A 10,384-nucleotide genomic window follows, 5' to 3' on the forward strand; every position below is an offset into this window, starting at 1 on the left:
GTCTAATCAGTATGGATTACGCGCCTCACTCCAATAGAGTGAGTTTTTAAAATTAGCGGCAAATTTAAATCTATTGAGTGGACACGCCGACACCATTATCACTATGCTGGCTTTATTGATGCACTGCACCATAAAGTAATTTGTTAATCACCAGGCTTGCCTAACAAGCTTATAAGGAGTGTTACATGGCTAATACAAATGTGAACGAGAACATCGAACAAGCCCAACAGCAGTTTGCCTCTATCTTTGTTGGTCCAGCTCGTTCCATTGCCGGCAAGATGCTCGACTATACTCAGAAATTGACCAACGTTCAGCGTGAAGCGTTCGACACTTATTCTGAGATCGGATTTCACCAGATGCGCTCCGCTCTTGAGATAAGGAATTCTGAAGACCTGCGCAGCTATGTGGAAGAGCAGCAGGAAGCCGCCAAGAAAGTCGGCGAGCAGATGAAGTCTGACATGGAAAAAGTTAGCTCCATCAATCAGGAATTCATGCAGCAGAGCCAGGAACTGACTCAGAACGCCATGCAGCGTGGCCAGGAAGCCGCTCAGCAGAACATGGACCGCGGTCAGCAGAGATTGCAAGAAGTAGTAAAAGAAGGTGAAAAGGAAGTTGATAAGACCGCTCAAGATGCCAAATCTACTTCCAAGAAGTAAATACCCCACGTCGGCCGAGCTAGCCAACGTATCAGGGTAATTCGAAAGCCGCCGCTCATTCCGAGCGGCGGCTTTTTGTATGCTTCATGTATCACAAGACACATCTTGATAGCGTGTGATTAATCTTTTACACATACCACCAATTTATAAGCTAACGAACATCCTAGTGAGTTCGGATTGAGAAGCCTGCGTCAAAAGAATACGCTTTTAATCCTGTATAACTTGGTCTAGATCAATGCAGGTGCCAATATCGCATTGCTATCCAGCACTGTCATTGTTATGCTGCATTGCATCAAAGAGAGTAATTCCTAGACTACTGTATACTTTAAAAACTACTAAAGGAGCATTGTATGGTTAACACAAATGCAAAACAGAATATCGACCGAGCTCAGCAGCAGTTTGCCTCGGTCTTTATTGGCCCGACTCGTTCTTTTGCAGGCAAAATACTTGACTACACTCAAACTTTAACCAGCGTTCAGCGTAATGCGCTTGATACCTATGCTGAGATTGGATTCCAGCAGATGCGCTCCGCGCTTGAAATCAAGAATTCCGAAGATTTACGCAGCTACATGGAAGAGCAGCAGAAAGCCGCAAAGAAAGTCAGTGAGCAAATGAAATCCGATATGGAAAAAGTCAGCTCCATCAATCAGAAATTCATGCAGCAGGGCAAGGAACTGACCCAAGACACGATGCAGCGTGGACAGGAAGCCGCTCAGGAGAACATGGAGCGCGCCGAACAAGAATTGGAGAAAAGAAAAAACGAAATTGAAGAAAACGCCAAGAAGATCGAGAAGCAAGCGCAGGAAAACGCTGACAAAATAGGAAAAGAAGCAGAAGAAAATGCCAAGAAAGTTGGCAAGCAGGCAGAGGAAAATGCTAAAAAATTAAAGAAACAAGCTGAAGAAAGCGCCAAAAAATTCGAGCAGGAAGCCCATGAAAATGCCAAGAAAATTGAGCAGCAGGCTGAAGAGCGCGCCAGGAAGGTAGAAAAGCAGGCTGAAGAAAACGCCAAGAAGATCGAGAAAGAAGCTGAGGAAAATGCCAAGAAATTCAAAAAAGAAGCTGAAGAAAGCGTTCAGAGCGCCAAATCCGCTTCCAAGAAATAAATTGTCCTTCTCGGATAGCGCAACCAGCGTATCTGGATAATGTGCAGGCCGCCGCTCATTCGAGCGGCGGCCTCTTTTGTAATCTTTGAGCGCAACCGAACACGCACTCAACCACCGATGCCCAGCTCTCCCTGACGCTTTTCGTTGGCAAACGCCTTGCCACGCCGCGAGGCCAAGCGATCCGCCAGCCGCGTCGGTTCCGGCAACTTGGTACGCCCCAGGCAGGCGATGGCCCATTCGAGCGCCGTGGCTTGGCTCATGCGATGGCCCGGAGAGACGATCACCGGCTTGACCCCCTCCCGGCTGCGCAACATGGCGCCGATGATCACCCGGCCCTGATCGCCGACTAGCGCATCCTCCGGGTCCTCGTCGCGGCGCCGATCGGTCAAGGGCGTCCATTCACCGCGACCGGGCGGCACCTCGCCATGACGCCCGCACAGGCGCTTCTTGGCCACGCCCAGAGTGGGCAGATCGAGCCACAGGCCCAGATGCGCGGCAATCCCCAATCGACGCGGATGGGCGATGCCCTGGCCGTCGACCATGACCAGATCCGGGCGCTGGGACAGGCGCTTGAAGGCGCCCAAGGCCGCCGGAATCTCGCGAAACGACAGCAAGCCGGGAATGTAGGGCATGCGGGTCGGTTCGCGATGCACGACTTCTTCGAGGGGTTCGAGCGTGGGCCAATCGAGCAGTACCACGGCAGCCCGGGTCGTCTCGCCTTCGTCCTCGAAGCCGATATCGATCCCGGCGATATGCCGCACCTCGCCTATGCGATCGCAACGTTCGACCCGGGATGCCAGGCGTTTTTGCAGTGCCATGGCCTCTTGCGGCTCAAGAGTCCATTCATGAAGCGGCGATGTCATAAGAATCCATTCCTGAACGAATATGTCTCTAGCCTAGCAGTTGCGCGTCCTCCCCTTCATTCACCTCGCGCATCCTTTACACTACGGAACCGCTGACTCCATCGCCGAACGAGCCTACTGTGAAGCTGATCCACACCGCCGACTGGCATCTCGGCCAGACCTTTCATGGCCAGGAACGCCATGTCGAACATCGCGCCTTTCTCGACTGGCTGCTCGAGACTCTCGCCGCCCGCCAGCCGGATGCGCTGCTGATCGCCGGGGATATTTTTGATGTGGTCAACCCGTCGCTGCGCGCCCAGGAGCTGTTTTACGACTTCATCGTCCGCGCCCACGAACGCCTGCCACAGCTCGAGATCGTGATGATCGCCGGCAACCACGACAGCGGCAACCGCATCGAACTGCCGGCACCGCTGATGCAACGCCTGAACGCCCACGCCCGGGGGCGGGTGCAGTGGCGCGACGATGGCCAACTGGATGCCGAGCGCCTATTGATTCCGCTCCACGATGATCAGGGCGAGACCCGCGCCTGGTGTCTGGCCCTGCCCTTCCTGCGCCCGGCGGAGGTCACCGGCCGGAGTGGTATTCATACAAGCGGCATCGAGGCAAGCGGCACCGAGGCGAATGCCCAGGGCAACGACTATGTAGCCGGCATCTCGCGGGTCCACGAGCAACTCATCGAGGTGGCGCGCAAGCAGCGCAACCCTGGCCAGGCCCTGATCGCCATGAGCCATGCTCACCTGCGTGGCGCGGCGGTCTCCGAAGACAGCGAGCGCCCCATTGTCATTGGCGGCGAGGAATCGATCTCCGCAACGCTGTTTCCCGAGGACATCGCCTATGTGGCCCTCGGCCACCTGCACCGCGCCCAGCGCGTCGGCGAGGAGCGCATCCGCTACAGCGGCAGCCCCCTGCCGCTGGATTTCAGCGAGGTGACCTACCCCCACCAGGTGCTCGAAGTGACCCTCGAAGACGAACGACTGGCCGGCATCGAGGCGCTGCTCGTGCCCCGCCCGGTGACCATGCATCGCCTCGGCCCGGCGCCCCTGGAGACGATCGAGACGGAGCTTGCCGCCTTGGACCACGACCCAGCGTTGCCTCAGGAACGCTGGCCCTGGCTGGAGGTCAGCGTGATGCTCGACGCGCCGGCGCCCGACCTGCGCGCCCGCATCGAGGCCGCCCTCAACGGCAAGGCCCTGCGTCTGCTGCGCCTCAAGCGCCAGCTTCCCGAGACCGAGACCCAACGACCCGGTGCCAGCGAACGCCTCGAGAATATCGGCCCGCGCGCCCTCTTCGCCCGCACCTGGGAGGCCCGCTGGGGAACACCCCCCGAGGACGCCGTGCTGGCCGACTTCGACCGGCTGCGCCAGGACGTTCTGGACGCCCAGGGTGAGGAGGCCGACGCATGAAGATTCTCGCCCTGCGCCTGGCCAACCTGGCCTCGCTGCCCGGCCCCGTCGAACTCGACTTCAACCAGGCCCCGCTGCGCGACGCTGGTCTGTTCGCCATCACCGGCCCCACCGGCGCCGGCAAGAGCACCCTGCTCGATGCCCTGTGCCTGGCGCTCTACGGCAGCACCCCGCGGCTGCGCCATGCCCCGATACGCGACGCCCAGCTCCCCGACGTGGGCCACGAGACGCTGACCACCGCCGACCCGCGCACCCTGCTGCGCCGGGGCACGGCCAGCGGCTATGCGGAAGTCGATTTCCTCGGCCGCGACGGGCACCGCTACCGGGCCCGCTGGGCAGTGCGCCGCGCCCGCAACAAGGCCGAGGGCAAGCTGCAGGCGGTGGAGCAGTCGCTGCGTAATCTGGAAGACGATCGCCAGCTGACCACCCAGAAGAAAGAGTTCGACCGCCTCCTGGTCGAGCGGCTGGGGCTCTCCTTCGATCAGTTCACCCGGGCGGTGCTGCTGGCCCAGAGCGAGTTCGCCGCCTTCCTCAAGGCCGACGACAACGAGCGCAGCGAATTGCTGGAAAAACTCACCGACACCGCCGAATACTCCGAAATCTCCAAGGCCGCCTACCGCCGCGCCAGCGAGGCGAAGAAACGCGTCGAGGCCCTGGAAGCCCGGCTCGCCGACGACCTGCCCACCGAGCCCGAGGCCCGCGCCGAGCTGGAACGCATCGCCGAGGCTGCCCAGCGTGAGCTGGACGCCATCCAGCAGGAAGCCAAGCGCCTGGAGGCCCGCCGGCAGTGGCACGCCACGGATGAAACGCTTCGCCAAGCCTACGTTGACGGGCGCCAGCACCAACAGGACGCCGAGGACCACTGGCAACGCCTGGCGGATGTCCGGACCGACCGCGAGTGGCGACGCCTGCTCGCCCCTCAGCGCCATCGCCTGACGCGCCAGACCGAACTGCCCGGTGAGATCACGCGCTTCGAAACCACCCATGGCGACACACTCAAGAGGCTGGAAGTCGCCACGGCCACGCAACAGGCCGCCACCGAGCGGCGGGATCAGGCCGAGCAGGCGCTGCGTGAGGCTAGCCAGGCACGCCAAAACGCCCAACCTGAGCTGCGCCAGGCCCGGGAGCAGGCCCAGCGGCTGGCCACCCTGGCGCACCGGCTGGCGGATCTCGAGACGAACCACCAGCAGCGCCAGCATCAGGTCAACCAACTCGCCGAACAGCGCCGACAGGCCGAGGATAAGCAGCGCGAACTCGAGCGCCGCCGCGACGAATGGCAGGCCACCCTAAAGCAACTCCTGGGCGATCACGACCGGCCGGAGAGCGCCCGCCAGGCTGCCCAGCAGGATCACGACCGAGCCGCGAGGCGTCATCTGGCGTTGGGTGAGCTGGAAAGCCGCTGGCAGGAGGCCTGGCGTGCCGACCAGGCCCACCAGACGCTGGCCCGCCGCCTGGACGAGGACGAGCAGCGCAAGGAGACGCTTGTCGAACAGGGCAAGACCGCTCGGCAGCGCCTGGACGACCGGGAACGCCACTACCGCACGGTGCATGAGGTCATTGAACGCAGCCGCGCCGTGCGCAGCGAGAGTGTGGTGAGGCTGCGCGAAGGCCTCGATGAGGGCGAGCCCTGCCCGGTGTGCGGCGGCCTCGACCACCCCTGGCGTCACCATCCGCCCGAGACGCAGGAGGCCGCCCAGCTCAAAGCCCAGCGGATTGAGGAGGATCGCCAGCTCGAAGAGGCTCGCCAGGAACGCGACCAGGCCCAGCAGGCGCGTGACGACCTCATCGGGCAATACCGCGCCCTCGAGGCCGCGCTGGCCCAGCATCGCCAAGACCTGCAGCACACCGAGCAGCGCCTGGCCGGCGCTCGCCAGGCCCTCGCCGACCATCCGCTGCATGGCGAACTGAATGCCGTCGACGCCGCCGAGCGCGACGCCTGGCTGGCACGCCAACACCAGGAAAGCGCCGCTGCCCGACAGCATAGCGAACGGGCCTTGCAGGCACTGGCCCGCGCCGAGACCGAGCTGGCCCCGCTCGAGGAAGCGTTGCGCCAAAGCGAGCTGGAACTTGCCCAGTTGGAGACCCAGCGGGTCAGCGTCGAGCAGGAGCTGGCGACCCTGGCCGACCAACTGCCGCCCCTGCGTCGGGATCGCGACGAGGCCCATCATCGGCTTATAGGCCTGCTCGGCGAACACCCCACCCCAGACGCCTGGCAACAACAGTTGGACGCTCGTCAGGACGCCGCCCGCCAGGCGCGAGACCGCTCCCTGGAGCGGCTTCACGAGGCCAACCGCAAGCGGGAACAGCTCACCCAGCAGGCAAGCCATGAAGCGGAGCAGATCGCCCGACTCCAACAGGAGCGCGACACCCTGGACCGGGAACTGGCCGAGTGGCGCCAGGCCCATCCGGCGCTGGACGACGCCACCCTGCAAAGGCTGCTGGCCCAGTCGGAAGACGAGGCCAGCCGCCAGGAGCGGCAGCTGCTTGAGGCAGAGGAGGCACGCCAGCGCAGCGAAGCCAGCCTGGCCGAACGCCGCCAGGCGTTGATCGCCCACCGCCACGACCAGAACCTGGCCACGGGTGAAGAAGGAAAAGAAGGTGATGAGCACGATGAAGCGCTGTTGGCGGACGACGTGGAAGCCGAGATCCAGCGCCGCCGGGAAGCGCTAGCCGGCGAGCAAGAAGCCCTCGCCCCACGGCTGGACGCCGCCCAGCAGACTCGTGATGACGCCGTTCACGCCCTGCGCGACGACGACCGCCGCCGGGACCGTCAGCGCCAGATGCAGGCCGAACGGGAGACCGCCAGAACCGAACACCGCCGCTGGGGGCAGATCAGCGAGCTGATCGGCGCCGCCGACGGCAAGACCTTCCGGCGCATCGCCCAGGCCTGGAACCTGGAGCGCCTGCTGGAGGAAGCCAACGCCCACCTCACCGGGCTGACTCGTCGTTATCGCCTGGAGCGCGGCGGCAGCGAACTCGGCCTGCTGGTGATGGATCGGGACATGGGCGACGAGCGCCGCTCCGTGCATTCGCTCTCCGGCGGCGAGACCTTCCTGGTCTCACTGGCATTGGCCCTGGGGCTCGCCTCCATGGCCTCCGGCCAACTCGCTATTGAGTCGCTATTCATCGACGAAGGCTTCGGCAGCCTCGACCCGCAATCCCTGGCGCTGGCCATGGAAGCCCTCGACGGCCTGCAAGCCCAGGGCCGCCGCGTCGGCGTGATCTCCCATGTGCAGGAAATGCACGAACGCATCCCGGTGCAGATTCGGGTGGAACCGATGGGGAATGGGACTAGCCGGGCGCGGTTGGTGAGTGAGTGAACATGTAAATGAGTGAGAACAGGCCGGTCACATTGGCCTTGGCCCGCCGCTGCGCTGAACTGCCCATCGTGCAGCAAAGAGTTCAGTGAATGGCGCCCCGTGGGTGAAAAGGAGGAAAGGGATGTCAGACGCTCGAGAGACGACAACGCGCAGCATACTGATCACCGGGTGCTCAAGCGGTATCGGCCATGCCGCGGCCCACGCCCTGGTCGCCCGGGGCTGGCGAGTCTTCGCCACGGCCCGGGCCGAGGCGGACGTCGCCAGGCTGCTAGAGGAAGGCCTGGAGGCCCTGCCACTGGACCTTGTCAGCAGCGCCTCGATCGAGGCAACGGTAGAAACGGTGCGGGAACGCACCGGTGGGCGGCTGACGGCGCTATTCAACAACGGCGCCTACGGCCAGCCCGGTGCGGTGGAGGACCTGTCTCGAGAGGTGCTACGGGCCCAGCTGGAGACCAACCTCCTCGGCACCCACGAGCTCACCACCCGGGTGCTGCCGATGATGCGTGCCCAGGGTCACGGTCGCATCGTGCAGAACAGCTCGGTACTGGGCCTTGCCGCCCTGCCCTATCGTGGCGCCTATGTGTGCTCCAAGTTCGCTCTCGAGGGGCTCACCGACACCCTGCGCATGGAGCTTGAGGGCAGCGGCATCCATGTCAGCCTGATCGAGCCCGGTCCGATCATCAGCCGCTTCCGCGAAAACGCCTACCGCGCCTTTCAGGCGCATATCGACACGACCCATAGCGCCCATGCCGCCACCTACCGGAAGGTAGAGGCCCGGCTGGCCGGCAGCGACAGCGGAGGCGGCTTCTCTCTGGGGCCCGAGGCCGTGGTCAAGAAGCTGGTGCATGCCTTGGAGAACCAACGCCCGCGGCCCCGCTACGCGGTGACGTTGCCCACACATATGTTCACGGTGCTGAAGCGTATCCTGAGCACAGGCGGCATGGACCGAGTGCTGCTGCGTTCGACACGGGACGAGCGGGAGTGAGTCGTTTTGAGGGGCAGATCCTCATTTCTACTCTCATTTCCACTCGTGCCGGAAGGCCCTGCACTCCGCATCAACTCGATTCCTGTAGCAGTCAACACGCCTTGCTCACAGCGTTTGGGCAACCCGCGCCGAGGAACATCCTGTCAATGCCGGCCTTTAGTCTGCCGATTGCCGAACGCCATATCGTACAATAATCCGAGCAGTACAAAATCATGTGCAAGATGCATCCTATGGACGCCATCAGCGATACCGCCGCGCGCACCCACCTGGCCAAGACCATGCAGCAGGTCTGCGATAACCATGCGCCGGTCACTATTACCCGCAGCAAGGCTCCTTCCGCGGTGATGATCTTGCTGAAGGACTACGAGACCCTGTAGGAAACCGCCTACCTGCTACGTTCAACAAAGAACGCCCACCGCCTACTTGAATCCATCATCCAGCTTGAGGAAAGTGAGGATCAGGAGCTCATAGAGGAATGAAACCGGCCTTTTCCGAGCACGCATGGGGGAGGACTACCTCTACTGGCAAAAGGCCGGCAAGCCCCCTCCTCGTACCTGAACATGAGCAGGTGGCTGGTCTTCCCGGACTTCGTGACGATGACGTCATAGGTGCCGGTATAGGCTTGTGGCGACTTCGCGCCAAGCCCGTAGTAGTGAGCTGCGCCGCCTCGCCGTGGGTCATGCCAATGCCGACAAAGACATCGATCAGCGTGGCCTCATGCCTCGCCTTGAGGTGACCCTAGTAGGCATTGCACGCGATCTCGCTGATCACCGCCTCAATGCGCCGATGGCTGTTGTAAATGGTGGTGGAGAGGGTCTGAGCCGACTTGGCATTTATATGGATAGTTATGACTTCGCCCTGAGCGGCGATCCGACGATAACCGGCCTCAAGCTAAGCTCTATGTTGGATATATTCCGAACTCTAGTACCATCTCATAAATTAAATAAGCGCAGCCAGCCGAGGAGAGGTCCATGTTCGTCATTCTACGAGGCGCATCGCTGGAGGGGGTTCGGCGTCACCTAGCCCACTACCGACCGGGGATGGGCCGCCTGCCAACAAACCATCCATTGTACGAAACTGCCGAGGCATGCCTATCGTCGGTACACGCCGCCGAGACCGAACTGCTCGCCGGCGCCAAGACTGACGAGTCAGGCATCGCCTTGCCGCGCAAGGCCTTGCAGTCTCTCACTCGGACGACCGAGGAATTGGTGGATCAGGGGCTATGGTCCCAGGATCAGCTGCGTCAGTATATCGATCCGCTGATCGGGCGAGCCCGGCGCTATGGATAACCCCCTCGGCATTGATCAAATTGTTATTTTACTGAATTGTAAATTGAAGCCAAAAGGCGCACCTTATTATACCGGCTTTTTCCACTCTCACCGGCGTTCTTGCCCCGTCGCTTCTTGTGCCCGTCATCATGATCTCCGTGCCGTGATCCGCCAAGATGCCACGCCGAGTGAACCAACTGATCGAGGAGATCCAGCGCCCCCCTCGAGGGGACCAGCAAGCCGTAATTGCTCAAGCACGGCCAGGCGGTCTAATGGTCCCGGCGCATCAAAGGTGAGCATCGCATCGTCAACAAGGTCACGGATGACTCACTTCTGATTGCGCAGCTTCGGTATCACTACTAATTAAGTCCCATGCCAGGCTGTCTCAATGACCAAGCGCAACATCTGATCCATCCGGTATGGTGCTGCCATGACCCATCGTTATCGCCATCTCACTGCTGAAGACCGATAAGGCGATCTACTTCGCTGACCCACATAGCCCATGGCAACGGGGTTACAAATCGTTGCCATGGCACCAGAGCATCTATCTGGGTCAGGAACCGCTCTTGGCGGGTAACCTTCTTCTTGTTCTAGTGCTCAGCCTGGGCGAACGAGATCTACTTCACCGGGTGGCTCTGTCAGACGATGGCGGGATGGTCGGGTTCTCCCGAGTTCGACAGTTAGAAGCGTAATCTATTGATTAGCCTGGAAACGCCTTTTCAAAATTGGCACTACAAGCGTGATGCAGCAGGTGCCGGCAGGCCAATGGCTTCGAAAAGATCG

9 protein-coding genes are annotated in these 10,384 nt (G+C 61.5%); 8 read left to right on the top strand and 1 reads right to left on the bottom strand.

Features of this window, described 5'->3' with window-relative positions; translation table 11 throughout:
- Positions 1-185 precede the first annotated feature (185 nt).
- Complete coding sequence (locus ACPF7Z_RS18535) at positions 186-656, top strand: phasin family protein (RefSeq protein WP_425194724.1); 471 nt, start codon at positions 186-188, stop codon at positions 654-656.
- Between the two features lie 350 nt (positions 657-1,006).
- On the top strand, positions 1,007-1,762 hold the full coding sequence (locus ACPF7Z_RS18540) for a phasin family protein (protein WP_425194725.1): 756 nt from the start codon (positions 1,007-1,009) through the stop codon (positions 1,760-1,762).
- 107 nt (positions 1,763-1,869) lie between these two features.
- Here ACPF7Z_RS18540 and nfi read toward each other — a convergent pair whose 3' ends face one another.
- Positions 1,870-2,625 carry a deoxyribonuclease V gene (gene nfi, locus ACPF7Z_RS18545; RefSeq protein ID WP_425194726.1) on the bottom strand — a complete coding sequence of 252 codons (756 nt, stop codon included), beginning with the start codon at positions 2,623-2,625 and terminating at the stop codon, positions 1,870-1,872.
- A gap of 119 nt (positions 2,626-2,744) precedes the next feature.
- Here nfi and ACPF7Z_RS18550 point away from each other — a divergent pair, with 119 nt between their 5' ends.
- The 6 genes from ACPF7Z_RS18550 to ACPF7Z_RS18575 all read left to right on the top strand — a co-directional run bounded on the left by ACPF7Z_RS18550 (position 2,745) and on the right by ACPF7Z_RS18575 (position 9,964).
- Positions 2,745-4,028 (top strand): exonuclease SbcCD subunit D, encoded by a 1,284-nt coding sequence (locus ACPF7Z_RS18550; protein WP_425194727.1) that lies wholly within the window; start codon positions 2,745-2,747, stop codon positions 4,026-4,028.
- Positions 4,025-7,348, top strand: coding sequence for an AAA family ATPase (locus ACPF7Z_RS18555; protein ID WP_425194728.1), 3,324 nt, complete (start codon positions 4,025-4,027; stop codon positions 7,346-7,348). The genes ACPF7Z_RS18550 and ACPF7Z_RS18555 overlap by 4 nt, the downstream gene beginning before the upstream one ends.
- Before the next feature lie 121 nt (positions 7,349-7,469).
- Positions 7,470-8,333, top strand: a complete 864-nt coding sequence (locus ACPF7Z_RS18560; protein WP_425194729.1) for an SDR family oxidoreductase — start codon at positions 7,470-7,472, stop codon at positions 8,331-8,333.
- Positions 8,334-8,545: 212 nt separating this feature from the next.
- Positions 8,546-8,710, top strand: a complete 165-nt coding sequence (locus ACPF7Z_RS18565; RefSeq protein ID WP_425194730.1) for a type II toxin-antitoxin system Phd/YefM family antitoxin — start codon at positions 8,546-8,548, stop codon at positions 8,708-8,710.
- Positions 8,711-9,304: 594 nt separating this feature from the next.
- A complete protein-coding gene (locus ACPF7Z_RS18570) occupies positions 9,305-9,622 on the top strand; it encodes a hypothetical protein (protein ID WP_425194731.1) in 318 nt (105 codons plus the stop codon).
- 282 nt (positions 9,623-9,904) lie between these two features.
- Entirely contained in the window at positions 9,905-9,964 is a 60-nt protein-coding gene (locus tag ACPF7Z_RS18575; protein ID WP_425194733.1) for a hypothetical protein, read from the top strand.
- The last annotated feature ends 420 nt before the right edge of the window (positions 9,965-10,384 follow it).

The organism is Halomonas sp. GXIMD04776, assembly GCF_049808615.1.
GTDB lineage: Bacteria > Pseudomonadota > Gammaproteobacteria > Pseudomonadales > Halomonadaceae > Modicisalibacter.